Annotated in this window: 22 protein-coding genes; 9 read left to right on the top strand and 13 right to left on the bottom strand. The window is 70.9% G+C overall.

The annotated features are described in order from the left end of the window. Positions 1-44: 44 nt before the first annotated feature. Positions 45-2,210, bottom strand: a complete 2,166-nt coding sequence (locus tag VFV67_RS31230) for a 3-hydroxyacyl-CoA dehydrogenase NAD-binding domain-containing protein (protein ID WP_326474288.1) — start codon at positions 2,208-2,210, stop codon at positions 45-47. Positions 2,211-2,231: 21 nt separating this feature from the next. After that, positions 2,232-3,446: an acetyl-CoA C-acetyltransferase gene (locus VFV67_RS31225; RefSeq protein ID WP_326474287.1), complete on the bottom strand. Its 1,215-nt coding sequence runs from the start codon at positions 3,444-3,446 to the stop codon at positions 2,232-2,234. Positions 3,447-3,546: 100 nt separating this feature from the next. Here VFV67_RS31225 and VFV67_RS31220 point away from each other — a divergent pair, with 100 nt between their 5' ends. Next, the gene (locus VFV67_RS31220; protein ID WP_326474286.1) at positions 3,547-4,731 is read left to right on the top strand and encodes a TetR/AcrR family transcriptional regulator; all 1,185 of its coding nucleotides are present in this window, start codon (positions 3,547-3,549) and stop codon (positions 4,729-4,731) included. Here the strand turns inward: VFV67_RS31220 and coaE are convergent. Then, entirely contained in the window at positions 4,715-5,923 is a 1,209-nt protein-coding gene (gene coaE, locus VFV67_RS31215) for a dephospho-CoA kinase (RefSeq protein WP_326474285.1), read from the bottom strand. The two genes, VFV67_RS31220 and coaE, sit on opposite strands and share 17 nt — an antisense overlap. A 134-nt stretch (positions 5,924-6,057) precedes the next feature. Here coaE and VFV67_RS31210 point away from each other — a divergent pair, with 134 nt between their 5' ends. Then, the gene (locus tag VFV67_RS31210) at positions 6,058-6,270 is read left to right on the top strand and encodes a hypothetical protein (protein WP_326474284.1); all 213 of its coding nucleotides are present in this window, start codon (positions 6,058-6,060) and stop codon (positions 6,268-6,270) included. Positions 6,271-6,302: 32 nt separating this feature from the next. On the opposite strand, the gene VFV67_RS31205 is transcribed toward VFV67_RS31210, so the two are convergent. Both VFV67_RS31205 and rpsA read right to left on the bottom strand, forming a co-directional pair. Continuing rightward, complete coding sequence (locus VFV67_RS31205; RefSeq protein WP_326474283.1) at positions 6,303-6,890, bottom strand: hypothetical protein; 588 nt, start codon at positions 6,888-6,890, stop codon at positions 6,303-6,305. A gap of 128 nt (positions 6,891-7,018) precedes the next feature. Continuing rightward, positions 7,019-8,509 carry a 30S ribosomal protein S1 gene (gene rpsA, locus VFV67_RS31200; protein WP_326474282.1) on the bottom strand — a complete coding sequence of 497 codons (1,491 nt, stop codon included), beginning with the start codon at positions 8,507-8,509 and terminating at the stop codon, positions 7,019-7,021. Positions 8,510-8,734: 225 nt separating this feature from the next. On the opposite strand from rpsA, the gene VFV67_RS31195 reads away from it, so the two are divergent. From VFV67_RS31195 to VFV67_RS31175, 5 genes are all read left to right on the top strand, one after another. Further along, positions 8,735-9,607, top strand: a complete 873-nt coding sequence (locus VFV67_RS31195; protein WP_326474281.1) for a class I SAM-dependent methyltransferase — start codon at positions 8,735-8,737, stop codon at positions 9,605-9,607. Further along, positions 9,604-10,530, top strand: coding sequence for a GNAT family N-acetyltransferase (locus tag VFV67_RS31190; RefSeq protein ID WP_326474280.1), 927 nt, complete (start codon positions 9,604-9,606; stop codon positions 10,528-10,530). The genes VFV67_RS31195 and VFV67_RS31190 overlap by 4 nt, the downstream gene beginning before the upstream one ends. Before the next feature lie 340 nt (positions 10,531-10,870). Next, complete coding sequence (locus VFV67_RS31185) at positions 10,871-12,370, top strand: hypothetical protein (protein WP_326474279.1); 1,500 nt, start codon at positions 10,871-10,873, stop codon at positions 12,368-12,370. Between the two features lie 13 nt (positions 12,371-12,383). After that, complete coding sequence (locus tag VFV67_RS31180; protein ID WP_326474278.1) at positions 12,384-13,580, top strand: hypothetical protein; 1,197 nt, start codon at positions 12,384-12,386, stop codon at positions 13,578-13,580. A 28-nt stretch (positions 13,581-13,608) separates the two neighbouring features. Beyond that, on the top strand, positions 13,609-14,763 hold the full coding sequence (locus tag VFV67_RS31175; RefSeq protein ID WP_326474277.1) for a hypothetical protein: 1,155 nt from the start codon (positions 13,609-13,611) through the stop codon (positions 14,761-14,763). Here VFV67_RS31175 and VFV67_RS31170 read toward each other — a convergent pair. From VFV67_RS31170 to VFV67_RS31145, 6 genes are all read right to left on the bottom strand, one after another. Beyond that, on the bottom strand, positions 14,758-15,309 hold the full coding sequence (locus VFV67_RS31170; protein WP_326474276.1) for a hypothetical protein: 552 nt from the start codon (positions 15,307-15,309) through the stop codon (positions 14,758-14,760). The two genes, VFV67_RS31175 and VFV67_RS31170, sit on opposite strands and share 6 nt — an antisense overlap. An 80-nt stretch (positions 15,310-15,389) precedes the next feature. Further along, on the bottom strand, positions 15,390-15,815 hold the full coding sequence (locus VFV67_RS31165; RefSeq protein ID WP_414636382.1) for a VOC family protein: 426 nt from the start codon (positions 15,813-15,815) through the stop codon (positions 15,390-15,392). A gap of 48 nt (positions 15,816-15,863) precedes the next feature. After that, positions 15,864-16,250 (bottom strand): helix-turn-helix transcriptional regulator, encoded by a 387-nt coding sequence (locus VFV67_RS31160; protein ID WP_326474274.1) that lies wholly within the window; start codon positions 16,248-16,250, stop codon positions 15,864-15,866. Positions 16,251-16,421: 171 nt separating this feature from the next. After that, on the bottom strand, positions 16,422-16,595 hold the full coding sequence (locus VFV67_RS31155; RefSeq protein WP_326474273.1) for a DUF397 domain-containing protein: 174 nt from the start codon (positions 16,593-16,595) through the stop codon (positions 16,422-16,424). Positions 16,596-16,634: 39 nt separating this feature from the next. Continuing rightward, positions 16,635-16,808 (bottom strand): DUF397 domain-containing protein, encoded by a 174-nt coding sequence (locus VFV67_RS31150; RefSeq protein ID WP_326474272.1) that lies wholly within the window; start codon positions 16,806-16,808, stop codon positions 16,635-16,637. Beyond that, on the bottom strand, positions 16,801-17,637 hold the full coding sequence (locus VFV67_RS31145; protein ID WP_326474271.1) for a helix-turn-helix transcriptional regulator: 837 nt from the start codon (positions 17,635-17,637) through the stop codon (positions 16,801-16,803). Before VFV67_RS31145 ends, VFV67_RS31150 begins: the two co-directional genes overlap by 8 nt. Before the next feature lie 322 nt (positions 17,638-17,959). Here VFV67_RS31145 and VFV67_RS31140 point away from each other — a divergent pair, with 322 nt between their 5' ends. Then, positions 17,960-18,178 carry a hypothetical protein gene (locus VFV67_RS31140; RefSeq protein WP_326474270.1) on the top strand — a complete coding sequence of 73 codons (219 nt, stop codon included), beginning with the start codon at positions 17,960-17,962 and terminating at the stop codon, positions 18,176-18,178. A gap of 56 nt (positions 18,179-18,234) precedes the next feature. On the opposite strand, the gene VFV67_RS31135 is transcribed toward VFV67_RS31140, so the two are convergent. Further along, positions 18,235-18,966: a VOC family protein gene (locus tag VFV67_RS31135; RefSeq protein WP_326474269.1), complete on the bottom strand. Its 732-nt coding sequence runs from the start codon at positions 18,964-18,966 to the stop codon at positions 18,235-18,237. A 528-nt stretch (positions 18,967-19,494) separates the two neighbouring features. Between VFV67_RS31135 and VFV67_RS31130 the strand changes: the two genes are divergently transcribed. Then, positions 19,495-19,968: a hypothetical protein gene (locus tag VFV67_RS31130; protein ID WP_326474268.1), complete on the top strand. Its 474-nt coding sequence runs from the start codon at positions 19,495-19,497 to the stop codon at positions 19,966-19,968. A 225-nt stretch (positions 19,969-20,193) separates the two neighbouring features. On the opposite strand, the gene VFV67_RS31125 is transcribed toward VFV67_RS31130, so the two are convergent. Continuing rightward, on the bottom strand, positions 20,194-21,323 hold a 1,130-nt coding region (locus VFV67_RS31125; RefSeq protein ID WP_326474267.1), incomplete at its 5' end, for a DNA polymerase.

The raw sequence follows: 21,323 nt of genomic DNA, 5'->3' as shown, positions 1-21,323 counted from the left end.
GGGCGCCGGCCGCGTAGCGGCCAGCGCCCGCGGCGCTGGTGCGGTTACTCGAAGGTCTCGCCCTTGTCCGCCTTCTCCACCAGGGAGGCGGGCGGGAGGAAGTGGTCGCCGTAGCGCTCGGCCAGTTCGCGGGCGCGGGCGACGAAGCCGGGGAGGCCGCCGGGATAGCCGTTGATGTACTGGATGACGCCGCCGGTCCACGGCGGGAAGCCGATGCCCATGATGGAGCCGATGTTGGCGTCGGCCACGGACCGCAGGACACCTTCGTCGAAGCACTTGACGGTTTCCAGGGCTTCGGCGAAGAGCATGCGCTCCTTCATGTCCTCGAACGGGATCTCGTGGCCCTCCTTGGTGAAGTGCTCGTAGAGACCGTCCCAGAGGCCGGCGCGCTTACCGTCCACATAGGAGTAGAAGCCGGCGCCGGCGGAGCGGCCCTTGCGGTCGAACTCCTCGACCAGGCGGTCGACCACGGCGAACGAGCCGTGCTCGGGGAAGACGCCACCCGCCGCTTCCACGGCGGCGCGGGTCTCCTTACGGATCTTCTGCGGCAGCGTGAGGGTGAGCTCGTCCATCAGCTGCAGCGGCGGGGCGGGGTAACCGGCCTGGGAACCGGCCTGCTCAACCGACGCCGGGTTGATGCCCTCGCCGACCATGGCGATCGCCTCGTTGATGAACGTGCCGATCACCCGGCTGGTGAAGAAGCCGCGGCTGTCGTTGACCACGATCGGGATCTTGCCGATCTGCTGCGCCACGTCGAAGGCCCGCGCCAGGGTGGCGTCGCTGGTCTGCTCGCCGACGATGATCTCCAGCAGCGGCATCTTGTCCACCGGGGAGAAGAAGTGCAGGCCGATGAAGTCGGCGCGCCGCTGCACGCCCTCGGCCAGCCCGCTGATCGGCAGCGTCGAGGTGTTCGAGCCGAGCAGCGCGTCCGGCGCGACGATGCCCTCGATCTCGCCGAACACCTTGTGCTTGAGCTCCTGGCTCTCGAACACCGCCTCGATCACCAGGTCACACCCGGCCAGGTCCTCGGCCTTGTCGGTCGCGGTGATCAGGGCGAGCACGGCGTCGCCCTTCTCCCGGGTGGTCTTGCCGCGGGAGACGGCCTTCTCGGTGAGCTTCACCGAGTAGTCCTTGCCCTTTTCCGCCGCCGCAAGGGAAACGTCCTTGAGCACGACCTCCATGCCGGCCCGGGCGCACACGTAGGCGATGCCGGCGCCCATCATGCCCGCGCCGAGCACGCCGACCTTGCGCGCGGCGAACTTCTCGAACCCCTGCGGCCGCGAACCACCCTTGTTGATGTGCTCGAGGTCGAAGAAGAACGCCTTGATCATGTTCTTGGCCACCTGCCCGGTGACCAGCTCGACCAGGTACCGCGACTCGATCACCAGCGCGGTGTCGATGTCGACCTGGGCGCCCTCGACCGCCGCGGCCAGGATCGCCTTGGGCGCCGGCATGTTCGCGCCCTTGAGCTGCTTGCGCAGGTTGGCCGGGAAGGCCGGCAGGTTGGCCGCGAACGCCGGACTGGACGGCGTGCCACCGGGGATCTTGAAGCCCTTGACGTCCCAGGGCTGCACCGCCTCCGGGTTGGCCTTGATCCACTCCTTGGCCTTTGGCACCAGTTCCTCGATGCTGTCCACCACCTCGTCGACCAGACCGAGGTCCTTCGCCGCGCGCGCCTTGTGCCGCTGGCCCTGCAGCAGCACGGACAGCAGCGCGGTCTGGATGCCCAGCATCCGCACCGTCCGGGTGACCCCGCCGGCGCCGGGCAGCAGGCCGAGGGTGACCTCGGGGGTGCCGAGCTGCACGCCCTTCACGTCGGCCACGATCCGGTGGTGGCAGGCCAGGGTGATCTCCAGGCCGCCGCCGAGCGCCGCGCCGTTGATCGCCGCCACGACCGGCCGGCCCAGCTTCTCCAGCCGGCGCAGCTGCGCCTTGATCCGAGTGATCTGCTCGAACACCGCGGGCGCGTCCTCGCGCCGGGCCCGGATCAGGTCGTTGAGGTCGCCGCCGGCGAAGAAGGTCTTCTTCGCCGAGGTGATCACCACGCCGGTGATGGAGTCCCGCTCGGCCTCCAGCCGGTCCACGGTGGCGCCCATGGACTCGACGTACGCGGCGTTCATGGTGTTCGCCGACTGCTCCGGGTCGTCCAAGGTCAGCACGACGATGCCGTCGTCACCCTGCTCCCAGCGGATGGTGTTTCGCTCAGTCATGAGTGTGTCGTCGTCCTTCGCTCAGATGCGCTCGATCAGGGTGGCCACGCCCATGCCGCCACCGATGCACAGGGTCACAACGGCCGTGCGGGCCTCGCGGCGCTCCAGTTCGTCCAGCATGGTGCCGACCAGCATCGCGCCGGTGGCGCCGAGCGGGTGGCCCATGGCGATCGCGCCGCCGTTGACGTTGAGCTTCTCGTTCGGGATGTGCAGCTTCTTCTGGTAGTTCAGCACGACCGACGCGAACGCCTCGTTCAGCTCGAACAGGTCGATGTCGTCGACCGAGAGCCCGGTGTGGGCGAGCAGCTTCTCGGTGGCCGGGATCGGCCCGGTCAGCATGATCGTCGGGTCGGCACCGGACGTGGCGGTGGCCACGATCCGGCCCCGCGGGGTCAGGCCCATGTCGGCCCCGGCCTGCTCGGTGCCGACCAGCACCAGCGCGGCGCCGTCCACGATGCCGGAGGAGTTGCCCGGCGAGTGCACGTGGTTGATCTTCTCCACGAAGTGGTACTTCTGCAGTGCCACCGCGTCGAAGCCGCCCATCTCACCGATCCCGGCGAACGAGGCCGGCAGCTTGCCGAGGGACTCGACGGTCGACTCGGGCCGCATGTGCTCGTCGTGGTCCAGCACCACCAGCCCGTTCTGGTCGACCACCGGGATCACCGACTTGGCGAAGTAGCCGCCCGCCCACGCCTTGGCCGCGCGCTCCTGCGACTGGACCGCGTAGGCATCCACGGTCTCCCGGGAGAATCCCTCCATCGTGGCGATCAGGTCGGCGGAGACCCCCTGCGGCACGAAGTAGGTGTCGTACGCGGTGACCGGGTCCATCGCCCAGGCGCCGCCGTCCGAGCCCATCTTGACCCGGGACATCGACTCGACACCGCCGCCGATCACCAGCTCGTCCCAGCCGGACCGCACCTTCTGCGCGGCGACGTTCACGGCCTCGAGGCCGGAGGCGCAGAACCGGTTGAGCTGGATGCCGCCGACCGTGTCCGGCAGGCCGGCGGCGATGGCCGCGGTCTTGGCGATGTCCGAGCCCTGGTCGCCGATCGCGGTGACCACGCCGAGGATGAGGTCGGAGACGCGGTCCACGTCGAGCGTCGGGTTGCGCTTGCGCAGCTCGTCGATCAGGCCGGTGACCAGCGAGATCGGCTTGGTGCCGTGCAACGAGCCGGTGTTCTTGCCGCGACCGCGCGGCGTGCGGATCGCGTCGTAGATGAAGGCTTCGGTAGACACGCTTGGTCCTCTCATGCGCTTCCGCGAGCTAATCCTGATTCACATCGTGGCACGAAAAGCCAGGTTGTCAACGCATACGCTGTCACCTAACGTGTTAGACGTGCCTCACAGAACGGGTAACCGGAAGGAGCAGCTGGCCGAGGCCGCGGCCGAGCTGTTCGGCCGGCGCGGTTACCACGCGGTGAGCGTGCACGACATCGCCGGCGCGGCCGGGGTCACCGGCCCGGCGGTGTACCGGCACTTCGGCAGCAAGCAGGACGTCCTTGCGCACGTGCTGCTCACCGGCCTGGAGGTGTTCGGCGAGGTCAGCGCGTCCGCCCTGGCCGCCGCGGCGGATCCGGTCGAGTCGCTGCGCTGCCTCGCGGGCGCGGTGGCCGCGCTCGCCGTGGAGCGGCGCGAGGTCACCGCGCTCTGGCGCTGGCAGGGCTCGCACCTGGGCAAGGCCGAGCAGACCACGATCCGGCGGGCCAGCGCCCGGGTGATGGAACGCTGGACCGCGGCGCTCGGCGCCGCCCGGCCCGAACTGGCCCCGGCCGAGGTCGACCTGCTGTGCTGGGCGACGCTCAGCGTGTTCGGCAGCGTCTCGGTGCACCACGTGAGTCTGCCCCGCAAGCGCTTCGAGGACCTGCTGGCCGCCCTGGCCCTGGCCGTGTTCGCGCACCGCGGCCTGCCGCTGCCCGCCGCGCCCCCGACCAACGGGCACGCGCTGTCCTGGCCGACCTCCCGGCGGGAGGAACTGCTCACCGCCGCCACCCGGCTGTTCCGCGAGCGCGGCTACCACGCGGTGAGCATGGAGGAGATCGGCGCCGCCGCCGGAATCGCCGGGCCGAGCATCTACCGGCACTTCGCCGGCAAGGCGGACATCCTGGTGGCCGCCGGATACCGGATGGCGGAGCGGCTGCGCGCCGGGGCGGAGCGGGCCTTCGGCGAGGCGGCCGACCAGGACGACGCCATGACCCGGCTGATCCGGTCCTATGTGGACATCGTGCTGCGGTCGGACAACCTGATGTCGGTGTTCGTCACCGAGTCGGTCAACATGGCCGAGCGGGACGCCAAGGAGCTGGTCCGGGTGCAGCGCGCCTACGTGGCGGAGTGGGTGCGGCTGTTGACCGAGATCGCGCCCGGGCTGGCCGAGCGGGAGGCCCGGATCACCGTGCACGCCGCGCTGACCATCGTCAACGACCTGACCCGCACGCCCCGGCTGGCCGCCCGGCCGGGGATCGCCGCGGAGCTCGCCGCGCTGGCCGGCACCGTGCTGCGCGCCGGGGTCAGCTGGGCGGGGTGACCTCGGGCGGACGCCAGCCGGAGCGCTGCGCCCACTGCGTCATCCGCGGGTACGCCGCGGCGAACCATGGCTCCTTGGCTTCGGCGTACCGGGCGCCGTCGTCGTCGGTGGCGAACCGCTCGGACAGTTCCCGCTTCACCGCCAGGTAGTCCGCCCGGGCCGCCTCGTCGGCCCGCAACCAGTCCCGGCACAGCAGGGCGAACCGGGCGCCACCCGAGTCCGGGGTGCGGATGTTCAGGTGCACGACCCGGCCGGGGTCGGCCGAGGCGTGGTAGCGCTTAGCCCACGACTCCGGCCCGGTGCCGTGCGGGTGGTCGCGGTCGACGTGCGGCTGGAGCACGAACCCCGCCTCGGCGAGCGGGCCGGCGATCGCCTCCGCGTCGGCCAGGGTGGCCACCATGAGCTGGAGGTCGATGATGTCCTTCGCGGGCAGCCCGGGCACCGCCGTCGAGCCGATGTGGTCCACCCGCAGGGCCCGCTCCCCGGCGGCCAGCCGGATCCGGGCGGCCAGCCGCTCGGCCTGCGCCGGCCAGGTGGGGTCCGGATCGTGCAACCACGGCGGCCCGTACTCGGACCGGCGGTGCAGCCGGAGGTTCGACGCGAACCGGACCAGCCGGTCGGCCCACAGGGCGTCCACCGCGGCCAGGATCTCGTCCGGCGCGCCCGAGTTGTCCAGCCACACGTCCGCCGCCGCGCGCCGGTCGGAATCGCTGGCCTGGGCCGCGATCCGGGCCCGCACGTCGTCCTCGGCCATGTCCCGCTGGGTCACCAGCCGGTGCACCCGGGTGTCCACCGGTGCGTCGACCACGATCACCAGGTGGAAGGCGGGCGCCATTCCGTTCTCCACCAGCAGCGGCACGTCCTGCACCACGATCGCCCCCTCGGGCGCGCCCGCCATCAGCTCGACGGCGCGGACCCGGACCCGGGGGTGCACGATCGCGTTGAGCCGGGCCCGGGCGTCGTCGTCGCCGAACACCCGGGCCGCCATCCGGGACCGGTCCAGGCTTCCGTCCGGCGTGAGCAGGTCCGCGCCGAACGCGGCCACCACCTCGGCCAGCCCCTCGGTGCCGGGCTCGACCACCTCCCTGGCCAGCCGGTCGGAGTCGATCAACACCGCACCGTGCTCGGCCAGCCGACCGGCCACGGTGGACTTCCCCGACCCGATCCCACCCGTGAGCCCGACGCGCAACATGCGGGCATTCTGGCACCCCGCCCCGGTGGTGTGACTGTTACCAGTGGGGCTGATGACACGCCGGAGACTTACGTGGTTTTGCCGGCGGGATCCCCTAGGGTGCCCGCACAAAGCATTACGCGGAGGGGTCAATCGTGCGCATTTTGAAGCGCAGGGGGCGGCATCGGCTAGGCACCCCGGGCCTTGTTCACTGCCTCGAGCACCGCGCGGTGGCCGAGGCACTCACCGTGCACCGCCGATCCTGGTGGTCGGTCGTCACCGTCCCGGCCAAACACACGCTGGCCGGCCTCCGCCACAGAGCCGCAGCAGCCGCCGCCGAACGGGCCTGGGCACCGGCAATCGGATAACCGTCCCGAAGCCGGAGCACGGAACTCGCCGGTCAACGGGGGGTGAGGGCGCGGTCGGCGAGGCGGCCGAGCAGCGAGCCGGACTGCTCCTCGGCGATCAGATCGGGGTTGACCGTCACGACCACGGTGTTGTTGCCGCGCACGGCGACCAGGGTGCGCTTGGCGCCGTTGAGCAGCACGCCCCGGTCCGCGCCGACCGGCACGTCGCTCGCCTTGGCGCCGGTCTCCCGTTCGGTCTCCACCGTGCTGGTCATCCGGCGCTGGGCCGCGCTCCGGTCGGTGTAGCTGGCCAGGCCGATCTGCACCACCGCGGCGGACACCGGCGCCCCGTCGGGCACCCCGTAGTAACAGTCGATCCGCGCGGTGCGGCCGATCTTCGGCTCCGGCACGCCGACGATCGGCAGGGTCTGCCCGGTGACCGCGGCGCCCAGGATGTCGGTGACCTCGGTCAGCGAGGCCACCCCGCCACAGGTCCGGGGCACCGCTTTCGCCGCGACCGAACTGGGCGCGGCCACCGGCGTACTGAACGCGGGAACCTCCGGCCGCGCGGCCGGCGGGTCATCCGAGCAGCCGGCCACCCCGACCAGCGCCGCGAGCGTCACCGCGATCCTCGTGCGCACCCCACCACGGTAAGCCCTCGGCCGCCCACCGGAAGGCAGCAACGCGACGCCGACAGCTCCCCGTTCGGGTGCTTGAACGGCACGGAGCCCCGCGGCGAACGCCGCGGGGCTCCAGGGTCAAACCGAACTCAGAACCCGCCGGAGAGCTTCTCCCGCAGGGCGGCAAGCTGCTCGTCGCTGGCCAGCGTGCCACCGCTCTTGGCGGTGGTGTCGCTGGTGCTGGACGAGTAGTCGCCCTCAGCGGCCTCGGCGTCGCCGCCGGTGGCCGCCTCGGCGGCCTCGGCCGCAGCGGCCTTGACCTGCTTCATGTGCTGCTCCCAGCGGGTGTGCGCCTCGGCGTACTGGCGCTCCCACTCCTCCCGCTGGGTGTCGAAGCCTTCCTGCCATTCCTGGGTGTCCGGGTCGAAGCCCTCGGGGTAGATGTAGTTGCCCTCGGCGTCGTACTCGGCGGTCATGCCGTACTGGGTCGGGTCGAACTCGGTGTCCGGCGTGACGCCCTCGTTGGCCTGCTTGAGCGACAGCGAGATCCGGCGCCGCTCCAGGTCGATGTCGATGACCTTGACCATGACCTCGTTGCCGACCTGCACGACCTGCTCGGGAATCTCCACGTGCCGCTCGGCCAGCTCGGAGATGTGCACCAGGCCCTCGATGCCCTCGTCCACCCGGACGAACGCGCCGAACGGCACCAGTTTGGTGACCTTGCCCGGCACGATCTGGCCGATCGCGTGGGTGCGGGCGAACTGGCGCCACGGGTCCTCCTGCGTCGCCTTCAGCGACAGCGACACCCGCTCGCGCTCCATGTCCACGTCGAGCACCTCGACGGTGACCTCCTGGCCGACCTCGACCACCTCGGACGGGTGATCGATGTGCTTCCAGGACAGCTCCGAGACGTGCACCAGACCGTCCACGCCGCCCAGGTCGACGAACGCGCCGAAGTTGACGATCGAGGACACCACGCCCTTGCGGACCTGGCCCTTCTGCAACTGGTTGAGGAACTCGCTGCGCACCTCGGACTGGGTCTGCTCCAGCCACGCCCGCCGGGACAGCACCACGTTGTTGCGGTTCTTGTCCAGCTCGATGATCTTGGCCTCGAGCTCGCGGCCGACGTAGGGCTGCAGATCGCGCACCCGGCGCATCTCGACCAGCGAGGCCGGCAGGAAGCCGCGCAACCCGATGTCCAGGATCAGCCCGCCCTTGACCACCTCGATGACCGTGCCCTTGACCGGCTCGTCGGCCTCCTTGAGGCCCTCGATGTGGCCCCAGGCGCGCTCGTACTGGGCGCGCTTCTTGGACAGGATCAGTCGGCCTTCCTTGTCCTCCTTCTGGAGAACGAGGGCCTCGACCTCGTCGCCGACACTGACCACGTCCGCGGGATCGACGTCGTGCTTGATCGACAGCTCCCGCGAGGGGATCACGCCCTCGGTCTTGTAACCGATGTCGAGCAGGACCTCGTCTCGGTCGACCTTGACGATGGTGCCCTCGACGATGTCACCATCGTTGAAGTACTTGATGGTCTTGTCGATGGCGGCGAGGAAGTCGTCCCCCGTCCCGACGTCATTGATGGCGACCTGCTGCTTCGGCGCGGTGTCAGCCGGGACAGTTGTGGTGTCGGTGGACATTAGGTAGGTGGCTCCGGTAGGGATTAGGTGGTTAGTGGAGTTGGCAGTTCGTGTCGCGCGGCGGGATAGTTCGCCTACGGACAACCGAAGGAACGCCACGCAACCATCACTGATTCCCCCGACGGCGAATCGACGGCAGCGCGAAACCACTGCGCGGCGGTATCCTACGCGGCCCTGTGACGGCCGGGCAAACCCAGGGTATGGAACTGCGCTATAACCGGGAGCGTGCAGAACGACCTCGGTGACCAGCCGAGTCACGAGCACCAGTCGGGGCGGCACGCCAGCGCGGAACGGGCGCTCGGCACCGTGGGGACCGCGCACCGTCCGGTCGGCTCGGCGGAGTCCGTGGCGGCCAATAGTGCCTGGTGGGACGCTGACGCGGACGACTATCACGCCGAGCACGGGGACTTCCTGGGGGTGAGCGACTTCCTCTGGTGTCCGGAGGGCCTGCGCGAGGCCGAGGCCGGGCTGCTCGGCGACGTCGCGGGTCGGCGGGTGCTCGAGGTGGGCTGCGGGTCGGCGCCGTGTGCCCGGTGGCTGGTCGAGCAGGGCGCGGACGCGATCGGCCTGGACCTGTCCACGGCGATGCTGCGCTACGCGGCCGCCGCGAACGAGGCCACCGGCATCGCGGTGCCGCTGGTCCGGGCCAACGCCGAGCGTCTTCCGTTCGCCTCCGGCTCGTTCGATCTGGCCTGCTCGGCGTTCGGCGCGGTGCCGTTCGTGGCCGCCGTGGACGCCCTGTTCGCCGAGGTCGCGAGGGTTTTGCGGCCCGGCGGCGAGTGGGTGTTCGCGGTCACCCATCCGATCAGGTGGATCTTCCCGGACGACCCGGGACCGGCCGGGCTGACGGTCGCCGGCTCGTACTTCGACCGCACCCCGTACCTCGAGGTGGACGCCGACGGCCGGGCCACCTACGTCGAGTACCACCGGACGTTCGGGGACTACGTCCGGGCCCTCACCGCCGCCGAGTTGACGCTGACAAACGTTATCGAACCGGAATGGCCGGAGGGCCACAGCCGCGAATGGGGACAGTGGAGCCCGCTGCGCGGGGCACTGTTCCCGGGCACCGCGATCTTCTGCTGCCGGCGGAGCCGTTGAGGCGCGCGGCCGAGGGGTTGCTGCAGGCACAGTCCGCCCGGTTCGCCGGACTGGACCCGCTGCTGCCGGCGGCCACCGCGCCGCCGGAGGGCGACGTGATCACCGCGGCCCTGCCGGACGGCGACCGGGTGGCCGGCGTGGTGGTCCGCACCGCGCTGGAACCCGGCTCGCTCGGCTCGCTGTGGTCGGCGCTGGACGTGTGGGAGCTGCACCCGCTGTTGGGCGGACCCGGCGGCCGCGGGATGGACCCGCTGCTGCGCCAGTGGCAGCGGGTGATCGCCCGCGGCACCATCGGCCCGGACTCGGCCTGCGTGGTGTCCTGGCCCACCCGGGACGCCGAGGCGACAAGGGCGTTGCTGGACCACGGGTTCCTGCCGCTGTCGGTGATCGCGGTGCGGACCGGTCCGGCCCCGGCCGAGCCGCCGTCCGGGGTGGCGGTGCGCCGGGCCGGCCCGGCCGACGCCGAGGCGGTGATCGCGCTGGAGCTGGCCGAGCTGGAGTACTCGGCGCTGGTCGGCGGCGCCATCCTGCGTCCGGAGTCGGCCGAGATCAAGCGCGCGTCGGTGGCCCGGCACCTGGCCAACGAGGACCCGGTGTGGCTGGCCGAGCGCGACGGCATCCCGATCGGCATGGTCCAGTGCTGGCTGACCGAGTCCGAGCCCGGGTCGTGGTCGGCGATCCGGCTGCCGCCGGGCCGGTGGGGTTACGTGAACTGCCTGTCGGTGCTGCCGGCCGAGCGCGGCACCGGGGTCGGCCGGCAGCTGATGGCCGCCGCGCACACCGAGCTGGACGGCGCCGGAACGATCGGCTCGTTCCTGTACTTCCACCCGTCGAACCCGCTCTCCTCGGTGTTCTGGGCCCGCCAGGGTTACCGTCCACTGTGGACCACCTGGGAAGTCCGCCCCGCCGGCGCCCTACGCTAGTCCGCCTCTCCGGAATTAACTGTCCCGCCTCTCCGGAATTAACTGTCCCGCCTCTCCGGAATTAACTGTCCCGCCTCTCCGGAATTAACTGTCCCGCCTCTCCGGAATTAACTGCTGTCGTTGCGTTCCAGCGGAAGTGCGGATGGCGGGGTGATTGTGGCTGGGTTGCGTCACGGTGCCCCTGAGGTTGCGTTGGGTGGCCCGAGACTTGTCTCGATGATCCACTGTGACAGGCCTTGTCGCGGCGGTGCTGCTGCGCCCATCCGGGGCTGTTCGGGGCCGGGCTCTTCCCCTGCTGGAGTTTGCGCTGTCACCATGAGTGGTGGGGTGAACGCAATTGGTGGATCGGGAGTGGTTCGCGGACCTGTACCAGTCGTCCTACCGGCGGGTGGTGCTGATCGCCTACGCCCGGTGCGGCGACCTCAGCGCCGCCGAGTCCGCCGCCCGGGACGCCTTCGCCCGCGCCTACCCCCGCGACCGGCCGGAGCCGTGGATCCAGGCGACCGCGGTCCGGCTGGCCCGCCGCCGCAGTTGGCGTGCCCGCGGCCGCGACGCGGACGCCGCGGACCCGGTCGCGGCGCTCCGGCAGGCCGGCCTGCCGGCCGAGGAGATCGCGTCCCGATTGGACATTCCGATTGGGACGGTGCGGACCCGGATGTCCGGGCCGCAGCCGGACATCCCGGTGCCCGTGCCGCCGGTCGGCAAGATCATCGAACGGTCCCGGCAGCGCGCCGGACGGCTGCGGATGCAGGTCGGCGCCGCTGCCGCCGCACTGGTCGTCTTCGCGGTGATCCCGGCCCTGCGCACTCCCCCGCCGCCGGATCCCGGGCCGGCCGACGCCGAGGTGATCAGCGGGCTGGAGCCGACCCGGCTGGAACCGGAGGTGTACAGCGTCGAGTTCGCCGACCGGTTGCGTGGCTACGCCCTGCGCGCCGTCTGCCCCGGCGAACCGTTCCACTGCGTCCACGACCTGATGGTCACCGAGGACGCGTTGCGCTGGACCGCCCGGGGCCTGCCGCCGCACCCGGGACCGGAAGCGGCGTGGGTGCTGCACGTGCTCGGCCCGCGCCGGGTGGTGGTCGAGACCCGGGAAACCCGCTGGCACAGTGACAACGCCGGGGTGAGCTGGCGAAAGGTGCCGACCGAGCCGGTCCGGACCGTGCCGGCGATCCCGCCCGACGCGGTCCTTTCCACCCGGTGCGCGGTGGCGACGCGGCCCTGCGTCGAACCGGACGGGGTCGTCGTGCTGCTGCCGGAAACCGGACACGCGGCCACGCTGGCCAACCCGCCGCCGCTGCTCGAGCCGAACCCCGGCGCGGTGCCGGCGGCCGACGGCGGTTGGTGGGTGTCCGGGCGGGATCCGGCCAGTGACGGGTGGGCCGTCGCGGTGAGCCGCGACGGCGGCCGGACCTGGTCGGTGGGCCTGGTGCCGGAGTTCACCGGGGTGCCGTTCGCCGGCCCGACGATCACCACCGGGGCCGGCGTGGCGTACGCGACGTTCACCGGGGCGCGCCGCAACGTCAACAACGGCCTGCTGGCGATCTTCCGCAGCACCGACGGGGGCCAGACCTGGGAGCAGACCTACCAGCGCTCCCGGCTCGAGCCACGCAGCGTCGCCGGGGTCGCCGTGGCCGCGGCCGACGGGACGCTGGTCGTGTTCACCGAGAGCGGCACCCAGTTCAACAGCGCCGACGGCGGCCGGACGTTCACCGGCGGCAAGGAGGTGCTCGGCCACGTGGAATGGGCCCGCGGCGGCTACTTCGCCCGGCACAGCTACCCATCCAACATGTACTTCTGGTCGCCGAACGGGGTGTACTGGACCCAGTTCCTCATCGGGTGACTGGGGGGTCCGCATGACCGAGCCGCAGAGCCGAAGCCCGGTACGCAGGGGCGTTCTGCTCGGGGTGCTCGGCGCGCTGCTGGTGGTCGGCGTGGCCGTTCCGCTGCTGCGGACCGAGTCCGATCCGTCCGCCGCCCCGGCTCCGCCCCCGCCGCCGGTGGAGACCGAGCGGCCACCGGTGGAAACCGGGCAGCCGGTGGAGACCTTCACGCCGAGTTCCTGGTTGGGCCCCATCGACTTCGCCGACGAACGGCACGGGTTCGCGCTGCGCGGCACCTGTTACGACGTGCGCACGCCGTGCCCCACCGAGCTGATGATGACCGAGGACGGCGAGCACTGGCGGGCCCGGGAGGTGCCGGCCCGCAAGGCGAGCGGACCGCGGGCCGCCATCGACCGGCTGTGGGTGCTCGGCGGCCAGGAGGTGATCATCGGCGAGTCCTATCCGACGCCCGACCCGCAGCGCTGGCACAGCGCGGACGCCGGGCAGACCTGGCGGCCGATCCCCAGCGTGGTGACCGGCGGCGTGCCCGCGGTACCGACGGGCGGGCTGCTCGAGCTGGTCTGCCCCCGGCCGTACGGGCTGCCGTACCCGTGCGAGGCGGCTACCCCGGTGGTCACCCTGCCCGGCACCGGGGAACTCGCCGAGCTGACCAACCGGCCGCCGCTCGAGCTGAAGGACGCCCGCCAGGTGCCGGTGACGGCCGACGGCAACCTGTGGGTGTCCGGCCTCCTTCCCGGCACCGAGCGGTGGGCCGTTGCGGCCAGCGCGGACGCCGGGCGCACCTGGTCGGTGACCGAGCTTGCCGACCTGGACCGGATGCCGGTCACGTCGGTAGAGGTCAGCGTCGGCGGGGACACGGTGTTCGCCATCGCCCGCGCCGAGATCGACATCCTGCGGGCGATCTCCGTCAGCACCGACGGCGGGCGCAGCTGGCGCCAGACCCGGCAGACCTGGATGAACAGCGACGGCCGGCAGCCGCTCAGCATCACTGGCGAGCCGATCGCCACGACCGATGGCCGGCTGATCATCAATGCCCGGCTGGAGGAGGCCTTCGTCAGCACCGACCAGGGCGCGAGCTTCCAGCCGACCGACGCGCCCCGCTTGGTCCGGTGGACCCGGGCCGGCTACCTGGCCGGGCCCGACCCGTCGTCCGAGGTGTTCCGGATGTCCTGGAACGGGGTGGACTGGCGGGAGTTCACCATCGGGTGATCATGACGCGCGAAGGCTGGGAGTCCGCATGACCGAGCCACAGAGCCGAAGCCCGGTCCGCCGCCGCGTGCTGCTCGGCGTGCTCGGCGCGCTGATCGTGGTCGGCGCGGCCGTGCCGCTGCTGCGTACCCGGCCCGATCCGCTGCCGCCGGATGCCGAGCGGCCGACGGCGGAGCAGTTCGATTCCCGGTCCTGGTTGGGTTCCGTCGAGTTCGCCGACGCCCAACACGGCTATGCGCTGCGCGGCAACTGCTTCGAGGACGTGCGTTCGCCGTGCCCGATCGAGCTGATGGTGACCGAGGACGGCGAGCACTGGCGAGCCCGGGAGGCGCCGGTCCGCAAGGCGAACGGACGGCCAACGGCCATCGACCGGCTGTGGGTGCTCGGCAGCCAGGAGGTGGTCGTCGGGGAGTCCTATCCCACGCCCGGCCTGCAGCGGTGGTACAGCGGCGACGGCGGGCTGACCTGGCGGGCGGTGCCGAGCGTGGTGCGCGGCAGTGTGCCCGACGTGCCGCCGGGCGGGGTGCTCGACGTGGTCTGCCCCCAGCCGCTCACGGAGGCGTTCCAGTGCGCGGCGGCCACCCCGGTGGTCACCCTGCCCGGCACCGGGGAGCTCGCGGAGCTGACCGGCCGGCCGCCGCTTGAGCTGAAGAACCCGCGCCGGGTGCCGGCGACGGCCGACGGCAACCTGTGGATGTCCGGCCTGGTTCCCGGTACCGGCCGGTGGGCCGTTGCGGTCAGCGCGGACGCCGGGCGCACCTGGTCGGTGGCCGAGCTGCCCGACCAGGGCCAGTTGCCGGTCACGTCGGTGGAGGTCAGCGTCGGCGGGGACACGGTGTTCGCCATCGCTCGCCACGAGATCGGCACCCTACGGGCGATCTACGCCAGCACCGACGGCGGGCGCAGCTGGCGGCTGACCCGGCGGAGCGGCGACGGCCGACAACCGGTCACCATCGCGGGCGAGGCGATTGCCACGGCCGACGGCCTGTTGATCATCAACACCACGCCGGATGCGGCCTTCTCCAGCAGGGACCAGGGCACGAGTTTCCAGCCGGCCGTCACCCCCGGGATTGCCCGGTGGACCCGGACCGGCTACGTCGTCGGACCAGCCGGGTCGCCCGAGGTGTTCCGGATGTCCTGGAACGGGTTGGACTGGCGCAAGCTCACCATCACGGGGTCATGAGTGCGCCGGGTACGGGCGGAACTCGCCGACGTGGTGCACTCCGGGCGGGCGGCCGTCCAGCGCCCGGCGCACGGCGTCCAGCACCCCGGCGGCGGTCTCGGCGTGGGTGAGCCAGCGGGTGCGGCCGCCCTGCCGAACGAAGCCGAGGACCACCTGCTGGGTGGGGTGATCGGGCAGCACCGGGTCGGGGCAGCCGCCGACCGGGTTGGCCGAGGAGCTGCCGTGCACCTCGACCACCGGGGCGCCGTCGGCCAGCAGCGGGGCGACCGCGCGCAGCACCGACGGCCGGGCCGGGCCGTGCACCCAGGCGACGAGCAGATCGGCCCGCCCGCCGAGCGCGGTCTCGGCCCGGCTGGCCAGCTGTTTCGGCTCGGCCCAGTCGGCCTGGACCCACAGCGCCTTGCGGTCGCCGTTGCCGGTGGCGGTGTCCGGGATCGGGGCATACCGTCGGCTCGGCAGCACCACGTGCCAGCCGTCGGCGATCAGGGCGGACGCGCAACCGGCAAGCATGCCGGTGCCACCGATGATCAGGGCCCGCCGGGTCATGCGCCCTCCGCTCGACGATCTCGTCCCGACAGGCTACCGCCGCCAACAGGCCGCTGCCGGTCTTGACCGATCGCGCGGAACTATGTGGACGACATCCGGCTTTCGGTGAGGCTGAACCAGTTTCCGGAGTCGTCCCGGAACACCGCCTCGATGCCGTAGGGCCGCTCCGCCGGCTCGGACAGGAACACCACCCCGCGCTCGGCGAGCTCGCGATGGGTCTTGTGGCAGTCGTCGGTGACGAACACGCACGCCCCGAGCGCCCCCTTGGCGATCAGCCCGCGCAGCTGCTCCGCCGTGCCCTCGTCATGCCCCATCCGGACGTCGGCCAGAATGATCTGCACGTCCGGCTGGTCCGGCGGCCCCACCGTCAGCCACCGGAACCCCTGCCCGGAACCCTCGAACCCCTCCCCCATCGCGACGTCGTAGCGCACCTCGAACCCGAGCTTCTCGGTGTAGAACCGTTTCGCCGAATCCTGGTCCAGCACGTACAAACAGTGGTGCGACATCCTGCTGATCATCGTCGTCCTCTCGCGGTGTCCGGTGCGGACGCCACGCTATTCCCGGGTTTCCCGCGGCGCCTTATCCGCGATTGCTCCCCTCGGCCGCTGCCAGGCCATCAGAAAGCATCCCGGAATCGCCGGCGTCCCGCCCCGCTGCACCATCCGCCGCCGGTACACCGACGGCGGACACCCCACCAGCTCACTGAACCGTCGGCTGAACGACCCCAGACTGCTGAACCCCACCACCATGCACACCTCGGTCACCGTGAGGTTGGCATTTGCCAGCAGATCCTTCGCCCGCTCCACCCGCCGCCTGCTCAAATACCGTCCCGGCGTCTCCCCGAACGCCGCCCGGAACTCCCGGACGAAGTGATACCGCGAAAACCCCGCCGCGGCCGCCAACTCCCCCAGCTCCAACTCCTCCCCGAACCGCGCGTCCATCACATCCCGCGCCCGGCGCAGACACACCACGACGCTCGACCCCGGCCCGCTCGCACCCATCACCCACCCCTCCCGGTCGTGCCGACCAGTCGAATCATGGGGACAGCCCCCGGCGATGGTTCGTCCGGGGGCTGCTGTCCCAACGTCAGGTGACCGGTTGGACCGGGCGGATCAGCGGGCGAGGCGACCGGTCCTGACCGCGGTGAGCAACGCCGGCAGGGGGGCACGCAGCGTTGGACCATCGGCATTCTTGCTGTCGCGCACCGCGTCGAGCGTGTGCGCCAGCTCGACGCACGAACCACCCGTGTTCGACTTGCTCGACTTCCGCCACCTTGGGTTGGCCATGCTCAAGCCTTTCCATATGTACCGGTTGGACCGGGCGGATCAGCGGGCGAGGCGACCGGTCCTGACCGCGGTGAGCAACGCCGGCAGGGGGGCACGCAGGGTTGGGCCATCGGCATTCTTGCTGTCGCGCACCGCGTCGAGCGTGTGCGCCAGCTCGACGCACGAACCACCCGTGTCTGACTTGCTCGACTTCCGCCACCTTGGGTTAGTCATGCTCAAGCCTTTCCATCAGGTCGGTGATGATCGTACTGCTTGCACCTCGTGAAAGGGCCACGTGGTCCAGGCGGTCCAGCAGCGACTCGAAGTTGGCCACGTCCTTGTCGTGGACGTAGAACGCGCCGGCTAGGCCGGCCAGCTCGACGTGGATCACGGGTGCCGTGCTGCGGAAACGCATCAGCAGGAACGGGTGCAGGACGAACACGGCCGTCTGGTGGGCCGGGATGACCCGAACGTCGACACCCCGGCTCTGGACGGTCAACAGGTGTTCGAGCTGCCCCCGCAGGGCCGCGCGGCCGCCGAACGGGGTCCGCAGCGCGATCTCACTGATGAACGCCCGGTACACGATCTTCATGACGATCTGTTGCCGGCGCAGCCGGGCCATCCACCGGGTTTCGATGTCCTCCGCCGGAACACCGTCGGCGGCCATCACCGCGACGGCCGTTTCGTAGGTGTGCAGCAGCCCGGGCACGGCCGTGACCGCGACACTCACCAGTTCGTAGGCGTCGGCCTCGTACGAGGCGAGCGCGCCCACCTCCTGTGGCACTCCGGGAATCGGCCGGTCCCACCAGCCCGAGGACGATCCCACCTGGATCTCCTCGAGCACCTGCTCCCGCTCACCTCCGGGCAGCTGCCACGCGGTCAGCAGTGTGGCCACTTCCTCAATGGTGACGTGCCGTAGTCCCCGTTCCGTTCGGCTGAGTTTCGCGGGCGGCCATTGCGCAATTTCCGCCGCCCGTTCGAGCGATAGGCCGACACGCTCGGTACGTATTGCCCGGACGCGAGCACCAATGATGCGATCGCGAGCCTGAGGCTCTTTCTTCACAGCCGCTCCCTATCACCAAGTGCAAGGCCGGCCAAGCAATCGAAAGGGAGCGTAGCGTGCGATAGGCGAGGGCCGAAAATGACCGGAACGGCCAGTGAGTGACGGCATATGACCAGGAAAACCGGGCGCCATACGGGCAGCCTGTTCACCGCGTGGTTGACAAGTCCAGCACCCCCACGTGAGCTGCAACCGCGTGTCTGGCGCGCGTGCGGCCTGCGCGGTTGCCAGACCTGGCTGATCGGCGCGACCGAAAGAGAAGCGGAAGAACGCCTCGCCGGCCACCGGTCACGCGTGCACGGCCAGCCACCCCCGGAGCCCCGGAATGGTTGACCTGGCCTGGAAACTGTCGCATTGGGACCGCCGCGTCCACGCGTTTCCCACAATAGGCGACATCGTCAGCGAGGCGGTCTGCCAGCATTCCGCGCTGACTCCCCGCCTCACCGAACCGACCGACGATGACCGCCGCTGCCAGGCATGCCTGTTGCTGCACGGCGACGAACTCGCCGACCGCTACGGCGACGCCGACCGCTACGCGCTATAGGGGTGCGTCGCAAAGTCCGGCTCGCGGCCATGGTGAGCGGATGATGAGGGTTTGGGTCAGCCGGGGGCGAGGAGGCAGAACTCGTTGCCCTCCGGGTCGGCGAGGACCTTCCACGGGACATCGCTCTGACCCAGGTCGACGGCGGTGGCGCCGAGAGTCCGCAGTCTGGCCGCCTCGGCCTCCAGGTCGTCACCTGGATATGGGCGGAGGTCGAGATGGACGCGGTTCCACCCGGTTTTCCGGTCGGGTGTGCGAAGGAACTGCAGGTATGGGCCGACGCCCTTGGCGGAGCGCAATACCGCGTTGTGGTCGGTCACCTTGTGCAGGGTCCAGTCCATGGCCGTGTCCCAGAAGCGGGCCATGGCTCGCGGATCCGCGCAGTCGACCACCACCGTGGCGATCGGTCCGGTGTCTTGGTAGAGGGAGTCCAGCACGCAGAACTCGTTGCCCTCCGGGTCGGCCATGACCTTCCACGGGACGTCGCCCTGGCCTATGTCGACGGGTGTTGCGCCGAGCTCGGTCAGGCGCGTGACCAGCTCCGCCTGATGGGCCGCCGAGGTGGTGGCGAGGTCGACGTGCACGCGGTTCTTCACCGTCTTGGGTTCCGGCGAGACGACGAGGTCGAGGCAGACCGCGACGGGGTCGGGGTAAACGAAGCCCTCGGGTTCGAGGTTGGTCACACCGGGTCCCTCGCTGGAGACTCCCCAGCCGAGCGCCTCCGCCCAGAAACCGCCAAGCGCGGCGTCGTCCCGAGCCTTCATGTTGATTTGAACAAGCCGCGTCGCCATGCCGACGATGCTAGTCGTGGCGGGTGCCGGTCCGGCGATGAGTAACGCGGTGGAGCCGGAGACGTCGAGACCCTTGACCGGAGGTTGATCTTGATTGATCGCCGTCCGGCCAAGGCTTCACCATGAACCCTGATCGTCCTATGTAGACGGTCCGGCGGATCGGGAATGGGTCCGCACAGCCTCTCCGAAGCCCGCCTGATCCGATCCCACGCGGTGCGTTAGCACGATCGGGTGGACTGTCCTATGAGGACGGATGGCGGGTTGGCGGCCGGGTGCTGCCGTCGCGATAGTGCGGGCGCCGTAGCCGACCGATTGTGTGCGACCTGACTGGCATGCCGACCGTTGAGGAGTAGGGATTCATGGATCGTACGAGGTTCGTCCGGTGGCCCGGTCTCGCTGCGGCCGCGCTGGCGGCGTGCGCACCGGCGAGCCGGGCGCCAACGTCTCCGTCGTGCTGGACGGTGCCGGGCTGCCGATCTGCGGCCCGTTCGTCGTCCGGCCAGCGGCACCTGGACCTGTACGTCCAACGTGGACATCCCGCTGGGGCCCCATACGCTGACAGCCGACCAGGATGTGCCGGTCAGTTCGATGATCATCAACGTCACGGTTGTCGCCCCACAGCCGGTCGTCATCGCAACGCCAACGGCCGGCGCGATCGTCACGCCGACGCTGACCGGCACGGTGTTGCCCTTCGCCAACGTGGCGATCATCCAGGCCGGGCCGGACGGAAATCCGCTGGGCTTCCCGGTCTGCCAGACGCAGGCGGACTCCAGCGGCAACTGGACCTGCACCACCTCGGCGCTCCCGGCGGGCGCCACAACGTTGTTCGCCCAGGCGGGCGGGGCCAACGGACCGCCGGGCGCCCTCTTCTCCCAGGATTCGGTCGCCTTCACGATCGCCCAACCGCCACCCGTCGTCGCCCCACCGCCACCGCCGCCGCCCGCCCCCACTCCCGACCGCCCAGCTGGCGCTCACCGGACCCGGCGCGGCCACCACCGGTGAGGGTGAGGAGCTGGCGGCCACCGGGCTGGACGCCGGGCAGTCCGCCACCGGCGCCGCCATCGCGGCAATCCTGATCGCGACCGGAATACTGCTGGTCGCCTACGGCCGGGCCCGGCGCCGGCGCACCACCTAGCCACCGACCCACGATGCGCTGACCCGGACGAACCGGGTCAGCGCGTCGTGGTGTTCGGGGTCAGGCGGTGCGCACTTCTTCCCCGGCTCGGCCTAATGCGCGGCGTCGTTCCAGGACCGGCCGAAGCCGACGCTGACGTCCAACGGGACTTCGAGGTCGTAGGCGCCGCCCATCTCCTCGCGCACCAGGGCCTCGGCGCGGTCGTGTTCGCCCTCGGCGACCTCGAGCACCAGCTCGTCGTGGACCTGGAGGAGCATCCGGGTGCGCAGGTTCGCGGCGCGCAGTCCGCGATGCACGCCGAGCATGGCCACCTTGATGATGTCGGCGGCGCTGCCCTGGATCGGGGCGTTGAGCGCCATCCGCTCGGCCATCTCGCGGCGCTGGCGGTTGTCGCTGGTGAGGTCGGGCAGGTAGCGGCGGCGACCCATGATGGTCTCGGTGAAGCCGCTGCGCCGCGCCTCGTCGACGATCCCACCGAGGTAGTCGCGGATGCCGCCGAAGGTCTCGAAGTACTCGTCCATCAGGCCCTGCGCCTCGCCGGGCGTGATCCGCAGCTGCTGGGAGAGCCCGAACGCGGAGAGGCCGTAGGCCAGGCCGTAGTTCATGGCCTTGATCTTGGCGCGCTGCTCGACGGTCACTTCGTCCGCGGGAGTGTCGAAGACGCGGGCGGCCGTCATCGAGTGGAAGTCCTGGCCGGAGCGGAACGCCTCGATCAGGAGCGCGTCCTCGGACAGGTGGGCCATGATCCGCATCTCGATCTGGCTGTAGTCGGCCGTCATCAGCGACTCGTAGCCCTCGCCGACCACGAACCCCTCGCGAATCCGGCGCCCGGCCTCGGTCCGGATCGGGATGTTCTGCAGGTTCGGGTCGGTGCTGGAGAGCCGGCCCGTGGCGGCGATGATCTGGTTGTACGTCGTGTGGATCCGACCGTCGGACGCAACGGTCTTCAGCAGTCCCTCGACCGTCTGGCGCAGCCGGATCACGTCGCGGTGGCGCAGCAGGTGCTGCAGGAACGGGTGCTCGGTCTTCTCGAACAGGGCCTGCAGCGCGTCGGCGTCGGTGGTGTAGCCGGTCTTGGTGCGCTTGGTCTTGGGCATGTCGAGCTCGTCGAAGAGCACCACCTGGAGCTGCTTGGGCGAGCCGAGGTTGATCTCCTTGCCGATGACGTCGTAGGCGTCGGTGGCGGCCGCCTTGACCTGGTCGCCGAAGTCCGACTCGAGCC

The organism is Actinophytocola sp. (genome assembly GCF_035762905.1).
Lineage (GTDB): Bacteria > Actinomycetota > Actinomycetes > Mycobacteriales > Pseudonocardiaceae > DASYTH01.
The sequence above is the reverse complement of the archived record's forward strand: the minus strand, read 5'-3'. Positions and strand labels throughout refer to the sequence as shown.